Below are 21,925 nucleotides of genomic sequence, written 5' to 3'. Positions count from 1 at the left end.
TCTCTTGATCAGTCTGAGCAAGCTTCTCTGTGGAGACAGCTTTTACGGGGACACGTTGCGCTATGATTCCTTAAGCCGTACTGCCCGGGCCGGAGCCCGGGAAGACAGCGGGCCCGTGGTGGTCTGGAACTGTACAAAGGCTTGTAATCTAAAATGTCGCCATTGCTATGCGGAAGCCACCGGGGAGCCCGCACCCGGGGAGCTTACCACGTCGGAAGCTAAAGCCCTGGTGGATGACCTGGCTTCTTTCCGTGTTCCGGTCCTACTCCTTTCCGGGGGTGAGCCGCTCCTAAGGAAAGATATTTTTGATCTTATGGCATATGCAGTCAACCGGAATATAAGGGTGGTTGTTTCCACCAACGGCACCTTAATCGATCCCAGTACCGCCCGGAAATTAAGGATATTGGGCGTAAGCTACGTAGGTGTAAGCCTGGACGGAGTAGACAGCGCACATGATAGTTTCCGGGGTGAAAAAGGCGCCTTCCTTAGGGCGCTGGAAGGGATCCATAACTGTCTTAACGCCGGGCAAAAAGTCGGGTTGAGATTTACCTTAAGCAAGGACACCCTTACGCAGGTACCCGATATCTTATATTTGGTCGAAGAAGAAGGTATACCGCGGGTGTGCTTTTATCATCTAGTGTACACTGGCCGGGGGAGCCGTATGGCCGAAAGGGACCTGAGCCACGAGGAGACGAGGGAAGTAATGGACCTTCTTATAGAAAGGGTGTACCGGTGGCGCAGGAAGGGCAAAAAGATAGAGATGCTGACCGTGGATAACCATGCTGACGGACCTTACCTGTATTTCCATCTTAAAAAGGAAGACCCAGAACGGGCCGCCTATGCCCTAGAGCTCCTGCGTTTAAACGGGGGAAACCGGAGCGGTATGGCCATCGGTGCCATTGACTGGGAAGGGGGGGTGCATCCGGATCAATTTACCCTGCACCATACGGTAGGGCACATCCGGGAAGAGCCTTTTAGCCGGATCTGGTCGGAAGCCAAACATCCCCTTTTGGCCGGATTGCGGGATAGGAAGCCTCTCCTTAAGGGTAGGTGCCGGCAATGTTTCTGGCTGGATATCTGTAACGGTAACTGCCGGGCTCGCGCGGAAGCGGCCACAGGGGATTTTTGGGAGTCCGACCCCGCTTGTTATTTGACCGAAGAGGAGATTAAAGGAAGAGTTTAATTAAAAAAAGTAAAGGATGTCCGGATGGATATTTAGCAAAGGAGGGAGAGCAAGTGGCAGGCTTCCCCGTCATAAGGCCGCGCAGGTTGCGGCAGAACCCGGTCTTAAGGGAGATGGTCCGGGAGACGGAGCTATCAGTGAAAGATTTGATATACCCCCTTTTTGTAACAGCAGGGAAGGGAGTAAGAAACCCCGTGGCTTCCATGCCCGGGGTCTACCAGGTCTCGGTGGACAATCTGGTTAGGGAGGCCGAGGAAGTAGTAAAGCTGGGGATACCGGCCGTACTGCTTTTCGGCATCCCAGATCCGGGTGAGAAGGACGAAATGGGTTCCCCGGCTTACGCCCCTGACGGAGTGGTCCAGCAGGCCATCCGGGCCATAAAGAAGGAATTTCCGAGTCTTTTGGTCATCACCGATGTGTGCCTGTGCGAGTATACCAGCCACGGCCACTGCGGGGTGGTGGACGACGGAGTAATCCTTAACGACCCCACCTTGGAGCTTTTGGCCCGGACCGCCCTTTCCCATGTGGAAGCCGGGGCGGACATGGTGGCTCCTTCGGACATGATGGACGGTAGAGTAGGGGCTATAAGGAAGAAGCTCGACGCCCACGGATTCACCTATGTGCCCATCCTTTCCTATGCGGCTAAATATGCTTCTTCTTTTTACGGTCCTTTCCGGGAAGCAGCAGCTTCTGCTCCCCAATTCGGAGATAGGCGGAGCTACCAGATGGATCCGGCCAACGGCCGCGAGGCCCTGCGGGAAGTGGCCCAGGACTTGGAAGAAGGAGCCGATATCGTTATGGTAAAACCGGCCCTGGCCTACCTGGACGTTATACGTATGGTTAAAGAGAAGTTTAATTGTCCCGTAGCGGCCTACAATGTGAGCGGCGAGTATGCTATGATAAAGGCGGCAGCCGAAAAGGGGTGGCTCGATGAGCGCCCGGTGGTGCTGGAAGTGCTGACGGCTATTAAACGTGCGGGTGCGGATCTCATTATAACTTACTTTGCCAAAGATGTCGCCAGGTGGTTGTGAAGGATGCTCATTTCCTGGAATACTACCAATCAGTGTAACTTATACTGCGACCACTGCTACAGGGATTCCGGCGCTAAGCTAGAAGAAGAGCTTTCCTATGCTGAAGCCAAGGAACTCATAAACGGAGCCGCACGGGCCGGCTTTCGCCTTTTTATCTTTAGCGGCGGCGAGCCGTTAATGCGCCCAGACCTTCTTGAGCTTGTGGCTTACGCTTCAAGCCAGGGATTGCGCGCCGTGTTGGGCAGCAACGGTACGCTACTTACGCCGGAACTGGCCCGTGAACTAAAAAGAGCCGGGGCTGCGGCAGTAGGCATCTCTTTGGATAGCTGCGACCCCACTAAGCATGACCGCCTCCGCCGGAGGGAAGGTGCCTGGGAGAAGGCCGTGGCGGGAATGGAAGCTTGCCGCAGCGCAGGGCTGCCTTTTCAAGTACACACTACGGTTTTCGACTGGAACAGGGAGGAATTAACTAAAATCACCGACCTTGCCTTAAGCCTGGGAGCCAGGGCGCACCATTTTTTCTTCCTTGTTCCTACGGGGAGGGCGGCTAACTTAGAGGAAGACGCCTTCCGGGCAGCACAGTACGAAGAGACTATCCGAAGTATATTAGCGAAGCAGCAGGAAGTGCCCATTGAGCTTAAGCCTACCTGCGCCCCTCAATTCATACGTTTGGCTCAGGAGATGGGTCTAAAGCTGCCCTACAGCCGGGGTTGCCTGGCAGGTATAGCCTACTGCCTTGTGGGACCGCGGGGAGATGTTCAGCCTTGTGCATACCTCAACCTTAAGGCGGGTAATGTGCGGGAGGTACCCTTCGATCGCCTCTGGCGTGAAAGCGAAGTTTTTGCAGTCTTACGCAGCCAAAATTATACGGGTGTTTGCGGCCGCTGCCGTTTTCGTACCATCTGCGGTGGCTGCAGGGCCAGAGCGTACTCGTTCTCAGGGGATTACATGGCAGAAGATCCGTGGTGCCGCTATAGCTTAGGTAAAGAAAGCTATAGTCCAGGCAAAGAAATATAAAGAAGTATACCAGGCAACTCAGTTTCCGGTTTATGCCCTATACCATGGGAGGAAAGGAAAATTGGACGCCTTGGATCGCCGGCTGCTTAATCTTGTGCAAGAAGAATTTCCCCTGACGCCCAGGCCTTACTTAGAGCTGGCCCAGCGCCTGGGTGTAAGCGAATCCGAAGTGATCGCAAGGCTCCGGGAACTTAAGAGGAAAGGGATAATCAGGCGTATCGGAGCAGTTTTCGATCTAAGGAAGCTCGGCTATGTAAGTACTTTATGTGCGCTTAAAGTCCCTCCTGAACGGCTAGAAGAAGTGTCGGAAATTGTAAATTCGTTTCCGGGTATAACCCATAACTACTTGCGGGAAGATGAATATAATATGTGGTTTACTTTGATCGGGCCCAGCCGGAAACACCTGGATAGAGTGCTGGAAGAGATCAAAGCGCGCACAGGGTTGACCGAGCTTTTAGAACTGCCTGCAGAACGCCCCTTTAAGATACGGGTAAACTTTGATTTTAAGGACGGGGAAGACGGTGGTGCGGAAGTTATCTGAAACAGAAAAGAATATCGTGCGTTTCTTTCAGGGAGACCTGCCTTTAGAACCCCGCCCTTTTCAAAAAGCTGCGGAAATTTTGGGCCTTAATGAGGAGGAGGTCCTGGCCTATCTTAAAGCCTTTCAACAAGAAGGGCTTATCCGGAGGTTTGGAGCGGCTATACGCCACTGGCAGGCCGGGATTACCGCTAATGCTATGGTAGTTTGGCGGGTACCGGAGGAGGAGGTAGAAGCTGCGGGTAGCAAGCTGGCCTCTTTTAAGGAGGTGACCCATTGTTACCAGCGCAAAACTAGGCCGGGGTGGCCCTATAACCTCTTTGCCATGATCCACGGGCGGACACGTGAAGAGTGTGAAGATTTAGCTCGTAAGCTTGCCCGGTCCATCGGACATTATGAGTACCGGGTTATCTTCAGCACCGCGGAGTTGAAAAAAGAAAGTATGCGTTATTTTACCGAAAAATAGCGGGAAAAGGGGGAAGAAGCCTTGGCCAGGCAGTGGCCGCGTTCTGTCCAGGCGTATGCAGAAGCAGTGAAGCTCATGCCGGGAGGGGTGAACAGTCCCGTACGCGCCTTCCGGGCTGTAGGTATGACCCCACCTTTTATAGCGAAAGGAGAGGGTGCACGTATCTACGATATCGACGGGCACGAATACATAGATTATGTGGGCTCCTGGGGTCCCTTGATCTTGGGGCACCGCCATCCGGAAGTGGTGGAGGCCCTGGAAAAAACTTTAAAGGAGATGGGTACCAGTTTCGGTGCGCCCACAGAGCTGGAAAATGAACTGGCCAAGATGATCACTCAGGCGGTACCTTCCATAGAGATGGTGCGCTTGGTAAACTCCGGTACGGAAGCCACCATGAGCGCCATAAGAGTAGCCAGAGCCTTTACTAAAAGAGAAAAGATTGTCAAATTCGCTGGATGTTATCATGGCCACGCCGATTATTTTTTAATCCAGGCAGGGTCAGGGGCCCTTACCTTTGGCGTCCCTACCAGTCCCGGGGTACCTGTGGGTACGGCCAGTAATTCTTTAGTGGCCAGGTATAACGATCTAGAGAGCGTAGAAAAGGTTTTTCAACAGGTAGGTGAGGAGATTGCGGCTGTAATAGTAGAACCCGTAGCGGGAAATATGGGCTGTGTACCTCCTCGCCCGGGTTTCCTGGAAGGGCTAAGGGATATTACCCGTAAATACGGCTCCCTTCTCATTTTTGATGAGGTCATGACCGGATTCCGGGTGGCCTACGGGGGAGCTCAGGAAATTTATAAGGTGAAGCCTGATCTTACTTGTCTGGGTAAGATTATAGGCGGCGGGCTTCCGGTAGGAGCTTACGGAGGAAGAAGAGATATAATGGAACAGGTGGCCCCCTCCGGGCCTGTTTATCAAGCGGGCACTCTATCGGGCAATCCTTTAGCCGTGACAGCAGGGCTCGCTACTTTAAAGATCTTACAGCGCGCGGGTGTATACGAGGCTTTGGAGGAGAAAGGAGCCCTTTTGGAGAGGGGATTAAGAGAAAAAGCCGGCGAAGCCGGTCTAGAGGTAACCATCAACCGGAAAGGCTCCATGTTTACCGTATTCTTTACTTCCAACGAAGTTGTAGATTACGAAACAGCCCTAACCTCGAATGTGGAACGCTTTGCCAGGTACTTCCGCTCCATGCTCGAACAGGGTATTTATCTTCCGCCCTCCCAGTTCGAGGCAGCCTTTGTATCTCTGGCCCACACCGACGAAGATATAGAGAGGACCATCACTGCCGCATCCCGGGCTTTTAAAGCTGCAGTGTAGGCCTATAATTTTTGGTGCCCGCCGCTGTTCACCTCATAGCAAATTTTGGCATAAGCTGTATTGACGGATGATTATAAAACTACTTTGTTTTGAGGAGGGAGGCATGGGTGAACGGCGGTTTGCACCATCATGAGGTACGAAGGGCTCTTGACATCGATCTAGAAGAGATAAAATTGCTCGCGGAAGCTGCCGGTATGACCGACTCTCCCGGTGTACGGCATGTACTTCTTAAACATATCTGCAACGAGGTACACGAAGCTATGTTCTGGAACCATTATTTAGCTCGTATGGATCATATGCCACCGCACTATCCACCCCCTTATCATCCGCCTTACGGTCCTCCTCCCTATGATCCGCCCTATGGCGACCCGTTTACCGTGAAGGAGAAATCCAAGGATACAGAGGAGACAAAGGATACAAAGGAAACAAAGGAAAAGTAGGATCAAGGGCGAGATTCTAAAAGAGTAAAGAGCGCCGGAAATCGACGAAGTTACCCAACCGTAAGGCAAGTTTGGGAAGGAGGGATTTTATGCACTGGACGGATAACGTACGCAAGGTTTTAGAGCTTGATGAAGAGGAACTAGCCCTATGGTCCAGGATAGCTGCAGCGGAACATCGCGAGGGAATGCGCAGCCTTATACAGGCCATGATAGATAATGAAAAGAAAGACGGGGAAGAGCTCCGCGAGCTTCTCCGCAAACACACTTATATGGACCCTTAAGGTTTCGAACCGGGAAGCCCCTCTCCCCAAGGGAGGGGCTTAAAATTTTTGGGGAAGGATTTTTTTATCCCGGGGAGAATTCCAAAAAGATGGCGCTTTTTGGGGGGTGTTGATGTGGGGGAAGAGATCTTTGCGCTGGATGTGGGTACGAGGAAAGTTGCAGGTGTAATTGTGAGTAAAGAGGGGTCAAAGTTCCGGGTTAAGGCGGCTGTTGTACGGGAACATAGGGAGCGGGCCATGCTGGACGGCCAGATCCATAACATACCGCAAGTGGCCGACATAATCCGGGAGGTAAAGGAAAAGCTGGAACGCAAAGCCCGTACCACCCTTACTAAAGTAGCTGTAGCTGCAGCAGGGAGGGCTTTAAAAACTCAAAAGGCGGCCGCAGAAAAGGAGATCTCCCCCTCTAAGGAGATAGATAGGGAAGAAGTCCTGGCCCTGGAGGCGGATGCTATACAAGAAGCGGAGAATACGGTGCTTGCCGGCCGGGATAAACCGGGAGAGTATCATTGTGTAGGCTACAGTGTAGTGAAGTACACGCTGGATGGTTCCAGTATCGGTTATTTGGTGGGCCAGCGGGGATACACTATGGGGGTGGAAATCGTTGCTACTTTTCTACCCCGGGTGGTGGTGGATTCCCTGGTTTCGGCCCTCCGGTGGGCAGGGCTAGAGATAGGCTCCCTCACTTTAGAGCCCATCGCTGCTGCGGCTGTAGCCGTGCCTCCGGCCATGCGCGGCTTGAATGTGGCGTTAGTGGATATCGGTGCGGGCACTTCGGATATAGCGTTAACCCGCGAAGGAAGCATTGTGGGGTACGCCATGGTGCCTCAAGCAGGGGATGAGGTAACTGAACATTTAGCCAGAGAACTATTACTCGACTTCACTACAGCAGAAAAGGTTAAAAGAGCGATTCACAGAGGCGGGACCATCTCTTTTGCGGACATCGTGGGCCAAAAGAGGGCTTTTCCTGCGGAAGAGCTTATAGAGCTACTCCAGCCTGCCGTTAGAGAGCTGGCTCGTCAAGTGGCAGAACAAATTTTACTTCTCAACGGCCGTCCACCTCAGGCTGTACTTCTTATCGGAGGCGGGAGCTTAACCCCCGGCCTTGCTCCTAGCCTGGCGCGCTGCTTGGAACTCCCCGAAGACAGGGTGGCAGTGCGGGGCCGGGAGGCCTTGCCGGATATCGTGGGTGCGCCCAGTTTCGCCGGACCCCAAGCTGTCACGCCTTTAGGGATAGCCGTGACAGCCCTGCGCCAAGAAGGTTTAATTTTGTCTCAAATTGAGGTTAATGGGCGGCCCGTGCAAGCTCTTGCTTCCCGCAAGCTGACCGTGGCCCAGGCTTTGCTGGCCGCCGGACTTCCGGTACGGGACCTTTACGGCCGGCCGGGACGGGGCATAGGGGTGGAGATAAACGGCCGGCTGCATTTCGTAAAAGGCAAACCGGGGAGACCCGGAAAGATTTTGGTAAATGGGGAGCCCGCCTCCCTGGATGTCTTCGTTCAAGGAGGCGATAAGATAGAGTTTATCCCGGGGGAGAAAGGAGAAGATGCCCGGGTTGTGGTAGGAGATCTGGTCCCGCCCTTAAAGAATAAAACCATAATCTACAACGGGAGAAAAATAACCTTGGAACCCTTAATTCTCTTAAACGGGTGCGCTGTATCCCGGGAGGCTGAAGTATACGACCGGTCCAAGATTGAATTTAATCCCTTGGAGACCGTGGCGGATGTTCTTAACTATTTAGGGGAGCCCGGGAACGAGCCTGTTTTTTTAAATGGCGAGAGGGTACGGCCGGAGGCTTTGGTTAAAGATGGCGATGTTCTCGATACGGGTGCGAAGGCCGGAACCCGTAAAATCAAAATCACTTTAAACGGCAAGGAAATCGAATTAATGGTGAAAACGAGCCAGGTGATTTTTGCGGATTTATTTACTTACCTCGAGATAGGGACTACTCCACCACAAGGGAAAAAGACTTTGAGGATGGAGGTGAACGGTCAACCTGCAGAATTTACCACGCCGTTAAAGGAAGGTGACCGGGTAACTTTAGAATGGGTATGACTGGCAGAATGGCCGAAGTATAAAGGTTTAGCCGGCCGGTGAGCATCCGAAGTGCCCGATAGCGTTATCTAACTTTAAGTATTGAAGTAGGATTGAAGTATAAGACCACCGGTTTTGCATTGGAAGAGTAATTCAGGAGCGAGTCTTAGCCTTAACGTTGTGTGTGGCGTATATACCAGGCCTGTATCTTATTGTATAAACCGGCCCAAAAGACACCAGCTAGCCAACCGCCCAGCACATCGGTAGGATAGTGCATACCGAAGTAAATTCTGCTCCAACCCGTAGCTAGGGTAAGTGCAGTAAGAATTATGTAGGAGGAAAAAAGTAGAATCTTAAGCCACCCATGACCCGAATTGCGTCCTTGCCGGTATATTAAGGGTAGGGACAGCGAGATAAAAAAGGTTGTAAAAAGAAAGGTTACAAAGGCGTGCCCGCTGGGGAAACTGTACCCGGGGGCCGGAAAAAGATATAGCCCTTCCGGTCTTCTTCGGTGAAAAAGGGCTTTAGTTACCTCAAGGAAAACCCATCCGCCGAGCATTCCCCCGGCCAAAAGCAGGCCTTCCCGGATGCGCCGGTAAAATAAGAATAGGGATGCGACTCCTAAGGTACAAGTAGCAAACATGCCCTTTTTTGTTCCCCACCAATTGAGAAAAATAAAGGTTAAGGGGAGATTTTTTCCTTCCACCAGGCTGGCCTTGCCTATAAGACCGGCAATAGTTTTATCCCAAAGGTGGAGCTCCGGATAATAGATACCTAACAAAATGAAAAGCAAAGCCGGAACAGCCACTGAAACCCAAGGTGAGTAAGGGTGTCTGCATATATTCATAGCTCTTGGTTCTAACTCCCGGGGTTTTTATGATTATTCTATCATGGTAGTCAAAGAAAGTGTGAGACCTGAAGGTCCCCAGTTTCACCGCTGAGGCCCGTCGAACCTTCTTTGACCAGATTAAATTGCTTCGCCTATAAGCTGGCTTGGCCTTCGCCAGCGAAAACTGGAGATGCGCCAGGCGGCAATCCCCTTGACTCCTTAGATGCCAGGTGCTAAACTATACTCAGACGTGCGGCAGTGGCGGAACTGGCAGACGCGCTAGATTCAGGATCTAGTGGGTCTACGCCCGTGGGGGTTCAAATCCCCCCTGCCGCACCAAAAAAATCAAGGGTTCCGGGGATCGAGGAGCGTATTGCAACGGACTAAAATGAATAAAATACTGCAACCGTACTGCAACCTCCTCCCATACCCCGGTGAAAGAAATAACCGCGGGAGGTATTCCTCCAGCGGTTATTTTATTACTACATTATAGTTCAGCTCCCTTCTCCATCCCTGGGGAAGGGAAATTTTTTTAGGATAAAAGCTCATTGAGGTTGGCCGCTGGTGCCTGCTTAAGCTGCGGGAGCACGTGAGAGGTAAACATCTAGAGTTGCGCTGATCTGGACATGGCCCAGAAGCTCCTATACTACCTTTGGGTGTTCGCAACCCTAGAGCAAAAGGGTGGCATAAGTGTGGCGCAGGTCGTGAAACCGGATATGGGACAGCTCGAACTTGGCAAGCCAACGTTCAAAGCGACGCAGTAAGCTTCGTCTGCACCACAAGGATCCTGTTGGAATAAGTATGTGTAGGGTACACTTTTTAGGGGGGAATTTTTATGGAACCGTCTTACTTTGCGGAAACATTTTACAAAGTAATAGAGGGACTAAGAAAGGCTTTGCTTGATGAACGTGCCACTGCCGTATTTTATGGCCAATTACGTGATATATCGAAAACCTACGCAGGGGTAGAGTCTTTTGCCGAAGCTCGGAAGGACGAATTGGATCACGCTAAGGCTATTACGGAATTGCTAGAAAGTCTAACTGGCGTAAAACCTAAGGAAGCAACCCAACCTGTTAGCCCGCCAGCATTCAGAAATTACTGCGAAGGGATTATGTTAGCTATTAAAGGTGAAAGAGAAGCGGGAGTTGAGTATTCAAATATTATCGGGATATCACCCTATGACCGGGTAAATAAGATTTTGGAGGAAATAATCAATGATGAAGAGGTTCACCTGGTAAAATTTAGTAAACTATATGAACTGGAATGTGAACGTAAATATTACTCTGTATCCCAAAATATTTAAAGCTAAAGTGGAGACTAAGGTGCGTGCTTTACCCATCCCCGACATTTACATTCTGCAGGAGCTTTCAGGTTACTCCCGGTATGAACCGGGAGTTTTGTTGTTAAAGCGTTCGATTGCTGTACCGGGCTTGAAATTCAAAGAAAGGAGTTATGATAAACTGAAGAAGGTTAAGGATGATCCTTGTAGAATAATATTATCAGCTGCGAAAGGAGGTTCGGGAGGTGAGGAAAGTCACACCTCAAATAGCAAGAGGCGCTCTAATCGCTGCCGTCTATGCAGTTGTCACCATTGTTCTGGCTCCCATAAGCTTTGGGGTATTCCAAATCCGGGTGGCTGAAGCATTAACTCTTTTGCCCCTGCTTTTTCCTGAAGCTATATGGGGTTTATTTATAGGCTGCTTGGTTAGCAACATATACGGTGGCCTGGGGCCTATCGATATTTTCCTGGGTAGCCTTACCACCTTAGTGGCTACCTGGCTAACTTTTAGGTTGCGTCACTCTCCCCTGGCTTACCTACCTCCCATAGTGCTTAACGGTTTAATTGTGGGTACCTATCTTTCTTTTTTACTTAAGGTTAATGTATTACTTTCCATCTTGAGTGTCGCCGCGGGGGAGGCCGTAGCCGTCTTAATTTTAGGGGTACCCTTGATACGCCAATTGCGGAAGTTAAAGATACATTACTAGAAGACTGGTAGGTCGCTGAGATGGCTACTGAAAAAGAAGTTTACGTAAGAAGGCTTTTCGGTAAAATTGCCCACCGCTACGACCTTATGAATACCCTTTTAAGCTTCAACCTGGACAAGCGCTGGCGCCGGGCAACCGTAGAAGAAGCGAAGCTAAAAAATGGGGATCTAGCCCTGGATGTGTGTTGCGGCACCGGGATGCTGACTTTAGGGCTGGCGGAAGCCGTTTACCCTGATGGCCGAGTGGTGGGGCTCGACTTCTGCCAGGAAATGTTAGAAGTGGCGAAGGTTAACCTGGCCCGTAGTCCCTACGGTAGAATAATAGAGCTTGTGCAAGGCAATGCTGTAGCACTACCCTTTGAAGATAACACTTTTGATTGCGCCACCATCGCCTTCGCCCTTCGAAACGTACCGGATATAGAGAAAACCTTGTGGGAAATGCAGCGGGTGGTGAAGCCGGGAGGGCGGGTGATCTCTTTAGAGCTGGCCAAGCCCTCGGGTTTCCTTTTTAAACAGCTTTATTATCTTTACTTCAATTACTTGGTCCCCTTGATCGGGCGTCTAGCGGTAGGAGACAAAGATCCTTATAGTTACCTGCCGCGTTCCCTTAAAAATTTCCCCCATCAAAAGGAGCTTGTCAAACTTTTTACTAAAATAGGTTTGAAGGAAGCTTTTTTCCGTGAGCTTAGCGGCGGTATTGTAGCCATTCATGTGGGCATCAAAGGGGATTAAAAGCATAAGGAAAAAGTGGTGATCTCGCTTTGGCTTACCAAAATCTACGGGAATATATTTTAGCCTTAGAAAAAAAAGGTCTCCTTCACCGGATACGGGTTCAGGTGGATCCGGTTTTGGAAATCGCCGCTATAACCGAACGGGTGGTGAAAGCCGGAGGGCCGGCCCTCTTATTTGAGAACGTTAAGGGTTATTCCATGCCCGTGGTTACCAATCTTTTCGGCAGTGAAGAATTGCTCAAAACTGCTTTTGAAATTACGGACCTTGATGAGCCGGCACGGCGTCTGGGCGAGCTGCTAAAATTTCCCGATATATCGAGCTGGCAAGCCAAACTCCAAAGCCTCCCGAGGCTTTTAGAACTCCAAAAGTATTTTCCCCGAGTGGTTAAAAAGGCACCCTGTCAGGAGGTTATAGTGGAGCCGCCGTCTTTAAAAGAGCTCCCGGTGCTTAAGCTGTGGCCGGGCGACGGGGGTCCCTTCATAACCCTCCCTTTGGTTTTTACCCGGGATCCCGTAACGGGACAAAGGAATGTGGGGATGTACAGGATGCAGGTTTTTGATGAAAAAACCACGGGTATGCATTGGCACCTCCACAAGGATGCGGCGGAACATTTCCGCCGAGCCAACAGGCGTCTTGAAGTGGCAGTAGCCCTGGGGGGAGATCCAGCCCTTATCTATGCGGCCACGGCACCCCTTCCGCGTGGGATAGATGAGATGATCTTGGCCGGCTTTTTAAGGAGGGAGCCTGTGGAGTTAGTACCTGCGCTGACGGTTAATTTGGAAGTTCCCGCTCAAGCGGAGATCATTCTAGAGGGATATGTGGATATAGAAGAAAGGCGGCTGGAAGGGCCCTTTGGAGATCATACGGGTTATTATTCCCCTGAGGACTATTACCCGGTCTTCCACCTTACGTGTATTACCCGGCGCCGTGATGCTATATACCCGGCTACAGTAGTAGGAAAGCCGCCCATGGAGGACGCTTTTCTGGGTAAATTAACCGAACGTCTTTTCCTGCCTCTCATCCAGCTACAACTGCCCGAAGTAAGGGATATTCATTTCCCGGTAGAAGGGGTTTTCCATAATTGTGCTATCGTATCCATAGAGAAAAGTTATCCCGGCCAGGCGCGCAAAGTAATGTATGCTCTCTGGGGAATGGGGCAAATGATGTTCACTAAGTTTTTGATTGTAGTGGATGCCGACGTCAATGTGCATGATACCAGCGAGGTACTCTGGCGGGTGCTGGGGAATGTGGATCCCCGCCGGGATACCTTTATAGTGGAGGGTCCCCTGGATGTATTAGATCACGCTTCCCCTCAGGTGGGATACGGTAGTAAAATGGGGATAGATGCCACGCGCAAGCTCCCGGAGGAAGGTCACCCCCGCCCCTGGCCGCAAGAAGTGCAAACAAGCCCGGAAATGAGCCGTCTGGTAATGAAGAGGTGGGAAGAGTATGGCTTACCCCCCAGCCTTCTTAAGGAAGCTGGGTATCTTTTTGGAGATGATTAAATTTGAACATACTATCTTTGCACTTCCCTTTGCTTACTTGGGCGCTTGGCTAGCAGCAGGTGGGGTACCCAGTTTTCACCATTTGTTGTGGATCACCTTGGCCATGGCCGGTGCCAGAACTGCGGCTATGTCTTTGAACCGCCTGATAGACAGGCATATCGACGCCTTGAACCCGAGAACGGCCAACCGGGCCATCCCTCGGGGACTGATTTCCATTGCCGAAGTGTGGGTCTATACTATTCTTTCGTTCGCCCTATTGTTTATTTCCGCATGGCAGCTAAATGAGCTATGTGTGAAGCTTTTGCCGGTGGCTGTTTTTGTATTAGTAATTTATTCTTACACCAAGCGCTGGACATGGGCTTGCCATTTCGTACTTGGCTTTGCTGATTCTCTTGCGCCCATGGGTGCCTGGGTAGGGGTAAAAGCCAGTCTCGACCTTCCGGCGTGGATATTGGGAATAGGAATGGGCCTGTGGGTGGCAGGTTTCGATATTATCTATGCCTGCCAGGATTACGATTTCGACCGGAAATACGGGATACATTCTATACCGGCCAGGTTTGGTAAAGATAAGGGATTGCTCATAGCGAAAATTGTTCATGCGGTCTCTCTGGTTTTTCTGGCCGGGGTGGGCTTCGTCTTGCAACTAGGTATTTTCTATTTTATAGGTGTGGTTATAGCGGCCCTGATTTTAATCCGCGAGCACAGGTTGGTTTCACCTGAAGACCTGTCCAAGCTAAACGTGGCTTTTTTGCAGATGAACGGGTATCTAAGCGTGCTCATGTTTATTTTTACGGTAGTGGATCTGGCCTTAAGGTTTTAGAGGAAAGTACTTAGAGGGGAGGAAAAGACCTTTGGTAGAACTGTCCATAACGGAAATCGAACGCTACAGCCGGCAGATCATTTTACCTAATGTAGGCGGAAAAGGCCAGAAGAAGCTCAAGCAAAGCAAGGTTTTGGTGGTGGGAGCAGGAGGGCTGGGGTCACCGGTGGCTTATTATCTTGCAGCAGCCGGTGTAGGCACTATAGGTATTGTGGATGGAGATGCGGTGGAATTGTCCAACCTGCAGCGGCAGATACTTCACAATACCGAACGGGTAGGACTGCCTAAGGCAGAGTCGGCCAGGCAGACTTTACTTGCTTTGAATCCCCATATAACCGTGAACGTACACCAACTACGGTTAAGCAAAGATAATATATTGGACGTTATTCAAGGCTACGAAGTTATTGTAGACGGGGTTGATAATTTCCCCACCCGCTATCTTTTAAATGATGCCTGTGTAATGGTCGGTAAACCCCTGGTGGAGGCAGGCGTGCTACAATGGGACGGATTGGTTATGACCATAAAACCTAAGGAGGGCCCGTGTTACCGCTGTATTTTCCCTGAGCCGCCACCTCCGGGAGCAGTACCCACCTGCCAGGAAGCGGGTATTTTAGGTGCCGTCCCCGGTGTTATAGGGGCCATACAGGCTACGGAAGTTCTTAAGCTCCTTTTAGGAGTGGGGGAGGTTTTGGTGGGCCGCCTGCTTATTTATAACGGGCTGGAGATGCGGTTTAGAGAAGTAAGGGCAGAGCGTAACCCGGCTTGCCCCGTATGTGGAGATAGTCCCCGCATCCGCACCTTGGAGGAGTACACTTTTACCTGCGAAACGCGACAATAAAAAAAGACCTCCTTTGAAGGAAGGTCCGATATCAAGGTGTGATATAATTAACTTTCTTTTTTGGCAAAGGTGTCTTTCTGGCCGCATTCGGGGCACTTCTTGGGTTTGCACCTGGTTTCTTTCTCGTACCCGCAGTGGTTGCACTTCCAAACGGCCATGTAGTCTCCTCCTGTTCTTTTAAAAATTTTAACCATAGCTGTTACTATTTTAGTGCGGATAGGTTGTCCAGTCAAGGTTTTACATTTCACGCCTTAGGGACAAAATATCTAAGGCAAGCTATAATGAGGGAGGAGATTTGATGAAGGTCATACTCCACCGCCCCCAAAGAAGGGAGATAGAAATCCCCGGGGGAAAAAAGCTTGCAGATATTGCTCGAGAACTCAATATAAATTTAGAATCTCACTTAGTGGTTAGGGGCGACACCATACTGACACGAGATGAATTTATCCGGGACGATGAGGTTATAGAAGTTTTCCCGGCCGTTTCGGGAGGGTAAGATATGCGATGTCAAATTTGCCGGGGCAAGGCTTCTGTGGAAGTGCGCCAACACCATGCAGCCTTCTGCCCCAATTGCTTCGTGGAGTACTTTTTGAAACAGATAAGGCGGAATATCCAGGCCCATAAAATGTTTTCTCCTACCGAGCCCTTGCTTTTAGTGGTTTCTGGGGGTAAAGATAGCTTAAGTTTGTGGGACGCACTTTTACGTCTGGGATATAACGTTACAGCCCTGCATTTAGACTTAGGAATCCCGGGATATTCCGACCGCTCACGTGAGACTTGTAAATCCTTTGCAGCCCAGAGAGGAGCAGAGCTGCGGATAGTCTCAGTAGACGAGGAGTTCGGGCTAAGCATTCCTGAGCTGGCCAGGAAAAGCCGGAGGGTACCCTGCGCAGTCTGCGGCCGTGTAAAGAGGTATCTTTTTAACAGATATGCCGTGGAAGGGGGCTTCACCACTGTAGTTACTGGGCATAATCTAGACGATGAGGTTTCGGCCTTATTAGGCAATCTTCTGCACTGGCAGACGGGGTATCTTGCCCGCCAGCACCCGCACCTGCCTTCTACCCATCCCAAGTTAGCCAAAAGGGTTAAGCCTTTATATACTCTAACTGAGCGAGAATGTTTAGCTTATGCCCTGATCCAGCGTATACCATTTCTGGCTGAAGAATGCCCTCATGCCGAGGGGGCTACTACTATTTTATACAAGGAGGCTTTAAACCACATAGAGGAAGCCTCTCCCGGGACTAAGCTGGCCTTCATGAAAGGGTTCTTGAAACATAAAGACCTTTTTAAGGCTGCGGAAGAAGAGGTAAAACTCAAGGAATGTGCCCTTTGCGGCCAGGTAACTACGGAAGATGTTTGCGCTATGTGCCGCCTGAGAGAAAGAATAGGGGCAAGGGTTAAGATAAGTAAAAGAGGATGAAGGCACGGAAGATAGGGGCTGGAGTTGGCAACCTAAGGGATGCAGCGACCTTTTTGTGGTGAATACTAGGGGGCTAGACGTGAAAAAGATAAAGCTTAGAGCTGCAGGGAATGCCTCTCCCAGCGAGAACAACTGTATTAATGTTTAGGTAAGCAAGTTTAGGAATGGGGTAAAGAAGCCTAGCTCTTGTCATGAAGGAAAAGCCGTGCTAAAATTAAGGCAGCCCGGGATGTAGCTCAGCTTGGGAGAGCACCTGCTTTGGGAGCAGGGGGTCGCAGGTTCAAATCCTGTCATCCCGACCACCATTTTGCCGGCGTAGCTCAGTTGGTAGAGCAGCTGACTTGTAATCAGCAGGTCGCCGGTTCGAGTCCGGCCGCCGGCTCCAGAAAAATTTAGGGAGTCGCAAGGGTTTGCGGCTCCTAAATTTTTTCCTGATCGTCGCCGGGTGCCGAGTTGCCGCCCAGTTGCCGCCCATCTGCGGAAATAGCCTTCTCGAGCCTCTCTACCGCCGCCCGGTGCCAGCGGGGGAGAGTGTGCGAGTACATCTTGGCGGTAGTGTAGGCGTCCTTGTGGCGGAGGATCTCTTGGACCGTAGGAAGAGGGACACCGTGTGCGAGCATAATCGAAGCACAGGTGTGCCGGAGGTCGTGGCTATTGGGATAACGGTAGTAGGGCCCAAAGGCGACTTCAGTGCCGACGTAGCGGAGATGGCCCGTACCTTGGGCATTCCGGTGATATTTATCAACCCGGAGGACCCGGACACGCCCCGGTTCAACCCTCTGGAGGGTGACGCGTTGACGGTAGCGGAAATCATGAAGACGGTCCTCCAGTCGCTTTTCGGGAAGCAGGAGGCCTTCTTCCGGCAGGTGCAGGGGGTAATGGCGCGGAACACCGTGCTGCTCCTCAAAGCTGCTTATGGGGATAACCTGGACATCAAGATGATGACGGAAGTACTGCGAGACGAAAGCCAGCTCCTGAACTGCCTGCAGACTGTCAAGAGGAAGGAGCGGGGGCCTACTTCGCTCACCCAGTACTTCCGGCAGGAAGTTTTAGGCAAGAACAAGGAAGAGATGTTCCGGCATGCGCTGGGTCTCAGGCTTCAGCTGGAAAACATAACCGGAAATGCGCTTCTTAACAGGGTACTGGTGGGGAAGAGCGACGTAAACCTTGAGCGCCACCTGGAGGGCGGAGGGGTATTAGTGGTAAATACGGCTATGGGCAGGTTTGGGAAGCTGGGCGACGTGTTCGGGCAGTTCATCATCATGCATTTCCAGTCAGCGGTGTTCCGAAGGCCGGGGAATGAGAGGACGAGGCCCTACCACGTGCTTTACGTGGATGAATTCCCGCGATACGTGAACCCGGATTTTGAACGCCTGCTGGCGATAGGGCGGTCGTTCAGGTGTGCGACAGTACTGGCATTGCAGACCACGGCGCAACTATTGTTGGAAAGCAAGCCTGCGTTCAGGGACATAGTGCTGGAGAACTGCCGGAACAAGATAGTTTTGAACCTGGGTTCAGCGGAGGATGCGAAGACGTTTGCGGAGGAATTCGGCAAGAGGGCGATAATTAAGAAATCCCGTACGTACAAACAGGACGGGCCGTCTTGCAAGGCTATTTTCTGCGCCCACACTGAGTTAACCACGCGGGTCGGGGCCACAGTATATATCATATACGCATAGTTTCTCCATGTGGCGTTCGTAATCACCTGGAAGAGAGTGGTAAGCCTAGGCCGCTGCTGGGAGTTGGCTGTAGCCAACGAACACAGGCTATCGCTATTGATAGTATTAATTCTACGGGTTTTTTATTTTCCTTCTTTTGGAGGCGGAGTAGTGATGTGGTTTGACAAGATGGAGGAGCTAATGAGAGTAGTGCATCTGGCTTTGAATACTTGCTTGGCCGTAAAGCCTGGTGAAGAGGTTTTAGTGGTCACAGATGAGCCTCTGGAGGAGATTGGCAAAAGTTTCTACAGAGCAGCGAGGGAACTAGGTGCGGAAGCATTGCTCCTGTCGTTGCCGCCATTAGTCAAGCGTGGGGAACCGCCCCAAGGAGTAGCGCAAGCCATGCAGGCAGCTCAGGTAGTAGTGATGCCAACTTCGAAATCCCTTTCCCACACCCGGGCCAGGCGTCAAGCCTGTCAGGCTGGGGCGCGCATAGTCAGTCTTCCCGGGGCCACGGTTGAAATGCTGGTGCGTGCTCTGGATGTGGATTACGAAAAAATGGCAACGGAATGTCGCTATTATGCACAGCTTTTAACGGAAGGTCGGCGGGCCACGCTGTACACTCCTGCCGGGACCGAATTAACTTTCTCCCTGGAAGGGCGTCAGGGATATGTGGATAGCGGTTTATATACCGTTTCCGGCAGCTTTGGCAATCTCCCTGCAGGCGAAGCCTGCATTGCTCCTGTGGAAGGTACGGCCGAAGGCATCCTGGTAATAGACGGCAGCCTATCTGGCTGGGGGTTGCTGGAGGAGCCGCTGCGGCTCGAAGTGCGGCGGGGTGAAGTGGTAGCGGTGGCTGGTGGCCGGGCGGCCATTTGGCTGGAGGAACAGTTAAATTCGTATGGTCGAACGGCACGGAACATAGCGGAGCTAGGTATAGGGCTTAATCCACGGGCACAGCTTACTGGAAAGGTGCTAGAAGATGAGAAGGTGAGGGGAACAGTCCATATTGCTCTAGGCGACAACCTAAGCATGGGCGGAAAAGTAGAAGCACCCTGTCACCTGGATGGGGTACTGCTAGAGCCCATTCTGGAAATCGACGGGCAGGCTATTTTAGGAGGGCAGAGGGGTCTGAGGCAGGCTGACTTTCAAAGTTATGGTAGTTTGGGCAGGATATAACTGATTTACGTCGAATAAAAAACTACCTGAGGTGAGGGCAATGGCGCCGGAAGAGCTGGAGGCAGCCATCGAAAGCACGGCGAAGAAAATTCATGAATTGCTAGAGCAGATAGGGGCGGACAGCGACCCGCAGGAGAAGCGGCGTTTGGAGCGCCGTCTGAAGGAACTTCGGATTTTACAGCGCTGGCAGTTGGGGCAAAGAAGTTAAAAGTAAGCAACGCCCATGTTGAAGTAACTTCCTTTCTGCTTCGGAAGGGGCAGCGAAGGAGTGACGCACCATTAAAAAATTAGAGACCGCAGGGGGAGTGATGCGTCTATGGCAGAGGAAGTAATCCGCGCCAGGTGGCTTGGGCATGCAGCAGTGGAGCTGTGGTCTTCCAATAAGACACTGCTTTTTGACCCGTATATCACCGGCAACCCAGTGGCTCCCGTTAAACCCGACGAGCTGAAGCCGGACTATATACTTGTTTCTCATGCTCATTTTGACCATCTTGGCGATACGGAGGCTATCGCCAGGGCGAGCAACGCACTGGTGATCAGCACCGCCGAGGTAGCGCGCCTTTGTGAAGGCAAGGGATTGAGAGCCCATGCCATGCATATTGGAGGCAAGCGTTGCTTTGATTTCGGCTACGTGAGGGTCACTCCCGCTTTTCATGGTGCCGGCGTTGAGGGAGGCCATGCATGCGGGTTTGTGGTGCAGTTTTATGGCAAGCGGGTATATTTTGCTGGCGACACCGGGCTGTTTTCCGACATGAAGCTCATCGGAGAGCTGGAGCCTCTTGACCTGGCCTTTCTTCCCATTGGGGACAACTTTACTATGGGCGTAGACGATGCAGTAATTGCGACGGAATACCTGAAGCCCAAGGTCGTCGTGCCAGTGCATTACAATACGTGGCCTTTGATTGAGGCGGACCCGCATGATTTCCAGAGGAAAGTAGAGGCGCGTGTTGGTGCGCGGGTAGTAGTGCTTCGTCCAGGGGAGGTGTTCGAGCTCTAGACCTGTCCATAAAACTAGCAATAGATGCGCGACCGAATTTCCGGATAACTGAGCAGGCGTGGCCGAAGGTTATGGCTTCTAGGGGAAATGCGGGCTGATGTACCGCAGATTATCACCTGCAGAAGGACGCGTGAACCTGAAGTTATCGAATATTCCAAGCAGGGAAATAGTGTAGCGGTTTTAGGGATTTCTATTTGTTTCCGGGTGGTGGGAACCCGGGATGGACTTAGCAGAACTTTTGAGGCTTAATAAGCTTTGGACGCCGGTATATCCTTATCTGGCCAGGCATGTGCAAGAAGTTCTGCCACCTGAGGCAAAGGAAATCCTGGAACTAGGACCCTTTTCTGGGGGGATAACCTGGGCTTTAGCGGAAGTCTTGCCTTATGCGTTTTTTACCATAGGCGAGGAAAGACAGGGAGTAAGGGATTGGCTGGAAGAAGAAAGTCGAAAGCGCGGGGGCTTTTAAATCGCCTCAGTTTGGTAAGTACACCTCTCAAGCCCCTGGTTTTTCCCGATGAAAGGTTTGACGCCGTAATTTTCCGTGGAGCTTTTTTCTTTCTGGATGTGGATGTTCTTAAGGAAACTTAATTACCGGCTGGGCAAAAGATGGATGGCGGTGGAAGAGGTAAAAAGTATGGTACTAGCTGCTGAATTATCGGATTGCTGCCAGATATGTACTGAGGGCGGGTTGTGGCTCATTGTTAGAAAGCGATAACAAAAGCTTTAAGGAAAATGTTCCTCACTATATCGATTTACATCCGAAGAGAAGATAGCAGAACTCGAGGCTCAGGTTTACTAACGGGGGTGGCTGGCAGTCCATCTGTATCAGCCGAAGGACGGGTCTCGGATATCCAGTACTCGTGAAAGAACCAAATATAAACGTCTTTAGTGTTCCAGCTGCTTTTTAAGGTTTTCTACCTCTTCTCGGCTAAAAGAAGGAGTAAATTTCTTGCCACTTCTAATTTGCCTTCTGACTTACCTTTCTCTAGTCCCTTTGACCAAGCCTCCTGCTGCATTTCTTCTAGCACTAATTCCAGGTTGCTTATAATCTTTTTCACCTCCCAGGGATAACTTACTGCTAAGATATTCTCAAGTTTCACCTGTGCATACGTAAGTATCTTGGGCTTTAGGATTTTTTTCAGCCACGCCTTCAGATAGCAAAACTTATCAAGGTGAGCCCTTTTCAGAGTACCTCGGCCAGTTTGCAAAGGCGCTTCACGTTCTCTTGGTGTAATTTTTTGCTCTAGCAGGAAAGAACTGGCTATTAGGTTGGCCGATAGCGGAAGTCGAAAAGATATATACCAACTCCCTTAGGCTTATTAATGGGAACAAGCGGTAGCTCATCCGCCCCGGCCGGAGGAGGGAAGTCAGATATTGGCCTGTCGCGAAAAAGTCGATAGAAGCACTTCAATGCCCTAGTTGCTTTTTAAGGCTTTCTATTTCTTCCAGGCTAAGCCCTGTGGCTTTGGTAATGGTGTCAAGGTCAACATCAAGAAGGAGTAAGTTTCTTGCTACTTCCAGTTTAGCTTCGATCTTACCCTCCAGTTTACCTTCAAGTTTACCTTCAAGCTTGCCTTCAAGTTTACCCTTTTCCAGTCCTTTTAACCAAGCCTCCCGCTGCATTTCTTCTAGCACCAATTCCAGGTTGCTTATCA

General features: G+C 51.1%; 27 protein-coding genes, 3 tRNA genes and 1 pseudogene. 26 read left to right on the top strand and 5 right to left on the bottom strand.

Annotation, left to right across the window (positions count from 1 at the left end):
• Positions 1-4 precede the first annotated feature (4 nt).
• From L5656_RS04865 to L5656_RS04825, 9 genes are all read left to right on the top strand, one after another.
• Positions 5-1,183: a radical SAM/SPASM domain-containing protein gene (locus L5656_RS04865; RefSeq protein WP_297199854.1), complete on the top strand. Its 1,179-nt coding sequence runs from the start codon at positions 5-7 to the stop codon at positions 1,181-1,183.
• A 53-nt stretch (positions 1,184-1,236) separates the two neighbouring features.
• On the top strand, positions 1,237-2,214 hold the full coding sequence (hemB, locus tag L5656_RS04860; RefSeq protein WP_297199852.1) for a porphobilinogen synthase: 978 nt from the start codon (positions 1,237-1,239) through the stop codon (positions 2,212-2,214).
• A 3-nt stretch (positions 2,215-2,217) separates the two neighbouring features.
• The gene (gene nirJ2, locus L5656_RS04855) at positions 2,218-3,231 is read left to right on the top strand and encodes a putative heme d1 biosynthesis radical SAM protein NirJ2 (RefSeq protein WP_297199851.1); all 1,014 of its coding nucleotides are present in this window, start codon (positions 2,218-2,220) and stop codon (positions 3,229-3,231) included.
• A 61-nt stretch (positions 3,232-3,292) separates the two neighbouring features.
• The gene (locus L5656_RS04850) at positions 3,293-3,772 is read left to right on the top strand and encodes an AsnC family transcriptional regulator (RefSeq protein ID WP_297199849.1); all 480 of its coding nucleotides are present in this window, start codon (positions 3,293-3,295) and stop codon (positions 3,770-3,772) included.
• On the top strand, positions 3,756-4,235 hold the full coding sequence (locus L5656_RS04845) for an Lrp/AsnC family transcriptional regulator (RefSeq protein ID WP_297199847.1): 480 nt from the start codon (positions 3,756-3,758) through the stop codon (positions 4,233-4,235). Before L5656_RS04850 ends, L5656_RS04845 begins: the two co-directional genes overlap by 17 nt.
• 21 nt (positions 4,236-4,256) lie before the next feature.
• Positions 4,257-5,552, top strand: coding sequence for a glutamate-1-semialdehyde 2,1-aminomutase (gene hemL, locus L5656_RS04840; protein WP_297199844.1), 1,296 nt, complete (start codon positions 4,257-4,259; stop codon positions 5,550-5,552).
• Between the two features lie 107 nt (positions 5,553-5,659).
• Positions 5,660-5,992: a hypothetical protein gene (locus L5656_RS04835; protein ID WP_297199841.1), complete on the top strand. Its 333-nt coding sequence runs from the start codon at positions 5,660-5,662 to the stop codon at positions 5,990-5,992.
• Between the two features lie 89 nt (positions 5,993-6,081).
• Positions 6,082-6,273 (top strand): hypothetical protein, encoded by a 192-nt coding sequence (locus tag L5656_RS04830; protein ID WP_297199837.1) that lies wholly within the window; start codon positions 6,082-6,084, stop codon positions 6,271-6,273.
• Positions 6,274-6,387: 114 nt separating this feature from the next.
• Positions 6,388-8,328 (top strand): cell division FtsA domain-containing protein, encoded by a 1,941-nt coding sequence (locus tag L5656_RS04825; RefSeq protein ID WP_297199834.1) that lies wholly within the window; start codon positions 6,388-6,390, stop codon positions 8,326-8,328.
• 151 nt (positions 8,329-8,479) lie between these two features.
• On the opposite strand, the gene L5656_RS04820 is transcribed toward L5656_RS04825, so the two are convergent.
• Positions 8,480-9,154 carry a phosphatase PAP2 family protein gene (locus tag L5656_RS04820; RefSeq protein ID WP_297199831.1) on the bottom strand — a complete coding sequence of 225 codons (675 nt, stop codon included), beginning with the start codon at positions 9,152-9,154 and terminating at the stop codon, positions 8,480-8,482.
• A gap of 234 nt (positions 9,155-9,388) precedes the next feature.
• Between L5656_RS04820 and L5656_RS04815 the strand changes: the two genes are divergently transcribed.
• The 7 genes from L5656_RS04815 to L5656_RS04785 all read left to right on the top strand — a co-directional run bounded on the left by L5656_RS04815 (position 9,389) and on the right by L5656_RS04785 (position 15,016).
• A tRNA-Leu gene (locus L5656_RS04815) sits at positions 9,389-9,475 on the top strand.
• 496 nt (positions 9,476-9,971) lie between these two features.
• Complete coding sequence (locus L5656_RS04810; RefSeq protein WP_297199828.1) at positions 9,972-10,439, top strand: ferritin-like domain-containing protein; 468 nt, start codon at positions 9,972-9,974, stop codon at positions 10,437-10,439.
• Between the two features lie 221 nt (positions 10,440-10,660).
• Positions 10,661-11,122, top strand: a complete 462-nt coding sequence (locus L5656_RS04805) for a QueT transporter family protein (protein WP_297199825.1) — start codon at positions 10,661-10,663, stop codon at positions 11,120-11,122.
• Positions 11,123-11,142: 20 nt separating this feature from the next.
• Entirely contained in the window at positions 11,143-11,853 is a 711-nt protein-coding gene (locus L5656_RS04800; RefSeq protein WP_297199822.1) for a demethylmenaquinone methyltransferase, read from the top strand.
• 29 nt (positions 11,854-11,882) lie between these two features.
• Positions 11,883-13,358, top strand: a complete 1,476-nt coding sequence (locus L5656_RS04795; RefSeq protein ID WP_297199819.1) for a menaquinone biosynthesis decarboxylase — start codon at positions 11,883-11,885, stop codon at positions 13,356-13,358.
• Positions 13,303-14,178 (top strand): UbiA-like polyprenyltransferase, encoded by an 876-nt coding sequence (locus L5656_RS04790; protein ID WP_297199815.1) that lies wholly within the window; start codon positions 13,303-13,305, stop codon positions 14,176-14,178. The genes L5656_RS04795 and L5656_RS04790 overlap by 56 nt, the downstream gene beginning before the upstream one ends.
• A gap of 31 nt (positions 14,179-14,209) precedes the next feature.
• On the top strand, positions 14,210-15,016 hold the full coding sequence (locus L5656_RS04785; protein WP_297199812.1) for a HesA/MoeB/ThiF family protein: 807 nt from the start codon (positions 14,210-14,212) through the stop codon (positions 15,014-15,016).
• A gap of 47 nt (positions 15,017-15,063) precedes the next feature.
• On the opposite strand, the gene L5656_RS11345 is transcribed toward L5656_RS04785, so the two are convergent.
• Entirely contained in the window at positions 15,064-15,174 is a 111-nt protein-coding gene (locus L5656_RS11345) for an RCKP-type rubredoxin-like domain-containing protein (RefSeq protein WP_366017919.1), read from the bottom strand.
• A 140-nt stretch (positions 15,175-15,314) separates the two neighbouring features.
• On the opposite strand from L5656_RS11345, the gene L5656_RS04780 reads away from it, so the two are divergent.
• The 4 genes from L5656_RS04780 (at position 15,315) to L5656_RS04765 (ending at position 16,821) form a co-directional block, all read left to right on the top strand.
• Positions 15,315-15,512, top strand: coding sequence for a MoaD/ThiS family protein (locus tag L5656_RS04780; protein WP_297199808.1), 198 nt, complete (start codon positions 15,315-15,317; stop codon positions 15,510-15,512).
• Positions 15,513-15,515: 3 nt separating this feature from the next.
• Positions 15,516-16,436 carry a TIGR00269 family protein gene (locus L5656_RS04775; RefSeq protein ID WP_297199805.1) on the top strand — a complete coding sequence of 307 codons (921 nt, stop codon included), beginning with the start codon at positions 15,516-15,518 and terminating at the stop codon, positions 16,434-16,436.
• 225 nt (positions 16,437-16,661) lie between these two features.
• Positions 16,662-16,738: transfer RNA gene (locus L5656_RS04770), tRNA-Pro, on the top strand.
• Positions 16,739-16,745: 7 nt separating this feature from the next.
• Positions 16,746-16,821: transfer RNA gene (locus L5656_RS04765), tRNA-Thr, on the top strand.
• Positions 16,822-16,855: 34 nt separating this feature from the next.
• On the opposite strand, the gene L5656_RS04760 is transcribed toward L5656_RS04765, so the two are convergent.
• Positions 16,856-17,056: a hypothetical protein gene (locus L5656_RS04760; RefSeq protein ID WP_297199802.1), complete on the bottom strand. Its 201-nt coding sequence runs from the start codon at positions 17,054-17,056 to the stop codon at positions 16,856-16,858.
• Positions 17,057-17,083: 27 nt separating this feature from the next.
• Between L5656_RS04760 and L5656_RS04755 the strand changes: the two genes are divergently transcribed.
• The 6 genes from L5656_RS04755 (at position 17,084) to L5656_RS04730 (ending at position 20,985) form a co-directional block, all read left to right on the top strand.
• Positions 17,084-18,115 carry a type IV secretory system conjugative DNA transfer family protein gene (locus tag L5656_RS04755; protein ID WP_297199799.1) on the top strand — a complete coding sequence of 344 codons (1,032 nt, stop codon included), beginning with the start codon at positions 17,084-17,086 and terminating at the stop codon, positions 18,113-18,115.
• Between the two features lie 36 nt (positions 18,116-18,151).
• Positions 18,152-19,273: an aminopeptidase gene (locus L5656_RS04750; RefSeq protein WP_297199794.1), complete on the top strand. Its 1,122-nt coding sequence runs from the start codon at positions 18,152-18,154 to the stop codon at positions 19,271-19,273.
• Positions 19,274-19,313: 40 nt separating this feature from the next.
• Positions 19,314-19,481, top strand: coding sequence for a hypothetical protein (locus tag L5656_RS04745; protein ID WP_297199792.1), 168 nt, complete (start codon positions 19,314-19,316; stop codon positions 19,479-19,481).
• Between the two features lie 108 nt (positions 19,482-19,589).
• Positions 19,590-20,270 carry a metal-dependent hydrolase gene (locus L5656_RS04740; protein ID WP_297199788.1) on the top strand — a complete coding sequence of 227 codons (681 nt, stop codon included), beginning with the start codon at positions 19,590-19,592 and terminating at the stop codon, positions 20,268-20,270.
• A gap of 220 nt (positions 20,271-20,490) precedes the next feature.
• Positions 20,491-20,736: a hypothetical protein gene (locus L5656_RS04735; RefSeq protein WP_297199786.1), complete on the top strand. Its 246-nt coding sequence runs from the start codon at positions 20,491-20,493 to the stop codon at positions 20,734-20,736.
• A gap of 96 nt (positions 20,737-20,832) precedes the next feature.
• Entirely contained in the window at positions 20,833-20,985 is a 153-nt protein-coding gene (locus L5656_RS04730; RefSeq protein WP_297199783.1) for a hypothetical protein, read from the top strand.
• A 199-nt stretch (positions 20,986-21,184) separates the two neighbouring features.
• Here L5656_RS04730 and L5656_RS04725 read toward each other — a convergent pair whose 3' ends face one another.
• Both L5656_RS04725 and L5656_RS04720 read right to left on the bottom strand, forming a co-directional pair.
• Complete coding sequence (locus L5656_RS04725; protein ID WP_297199780.1) at positions 21,185-21,328, bottom strand: hypothetical protein; 144 nt, start codon at positions 21,326-21,328, stop codon at positions 21,185-21,187.
• Between the two features lie 349 nt (positions 21,329-21,677).
• Positions 21,678-21,925 (bottom strand): annotated as a pseudogene (locus L5656_RS04720) (Rpn family recombination-promoting nuclease/putative transposase); the annotation flags it as partial.

This window comes from Thermanaeromonas sp. (assembly GCF_021890735.1).
GTDB lineage: Bacteria > Bacillota > DSM-521 > Neomoorellales > Neomoorellaceae > Thermanaeromonas.
Note: the sequence above shows the minus strand (reverse complement) of the source record. Positions and strands in the feature narration are given on the sequence as shown.

Excerpts from the sequence above, each read along its gene's own strand:
- nirJ2 (WP_297199851.1), top strand. The coding sequence starts at position 2,218 with ATGCTCATTTCCTGGAATACTACCAATCAGTGTAACTTATACTGCGAC.
- L5656_RS04830 (WP_297199837.1), top strand. The coding sequence starts at position 6,082 with ATGCACTGGACGGATAACGTACGCAAGGTTTTAGAGCTTGATGAAGAG.
- L5656_RS04820 (WP_297199831.1), bottom strand. The coding sequence starts at position 9,154 with ATGAATATATGCAGACACCCTTACTCACCTTGGGTTTCAGTGGCTGTT.
- L5656_RS04810 (WP_297199828.1), top strand. The coding sequence starts at position 9,972 with ATGGAACCGTCTTACTTTGCGGAAACATTTTACAAAGTAATAGAGGGA.
- L5656_RS04800 (WP_297199822.1), top strand. The coding sequence starts at position 11,143 with ATGGCTACTGAAAAAGAAGTTTACGTAAGAAGGCTTTTCGGTAAAATT.
- L5656_RS04790 (WP_297199815.1), top strand. The coding sequence starts at position 13,303 with ATGGCTTACCCCCCAGCCTTCTTAAGGAAGCTGGGTATCTTTTTGGAG.
- L5656_RS11345 (WP_366017919.1), bottom strand. The coding sequence starts at position 15,174 with ATGGCCGTTTGGAAGTGCAACCACTGCGGGTACGAGAAAGAAACCAGG.
- L5656_RS04780 (WP_297199808.1), top strand. The coding sequence starts at position 15,315 with ATGAAGGTCATACTCCACCGCCCCCAAAGAAGGGAGATAGAAATCCCC.
- L5656_RS04775 (WP_297199805.1), top strand. The coding sequence starts at position 15,516 with ATGCGATGTCAAATTTGCCGGGGCAAGGCTTCTGTGGAAGTGCGCCAA.
- L5656_RS04760 (WP_297199802.1), bottom strand. The coding sequence starts at position 17,056 with ATGCTCGCACACGGTGTCCCTCTTCCTACGGTCCAAGAGATCCTCCGC.
- L5656_RS04745 (WP_297199792.1), top strand. The coding sequence starts at position 19,314 with ATGGCGCCGGAAGAGCTGGAGGCAGCCATCGAAAGCACGGCGAAGAAA.
- L5656_RS04740 (WP_297199788.1), top strand. The coding sequence starts at position 19,590 with ATGGCAGAGGAAGTAATCCGCGCCAGGTGGCTTGGGCATGCAGCAGTG.
- L5656_RS04735 (WP_297199786.1), top strand. The coding sequence starts at position 20,491 with ATGGACTTAGCAGAACTTTTGAGGCTTAATAAGCTTTGGACGCCGGTA.
- L5656_RS04730 (WP_297199783.1), top strand. The coding sequence starts at position 20,833 with ATGTGGATGTTCTTAAGGAAACTTAATTACCGGCTGGGCAAAAGATGG.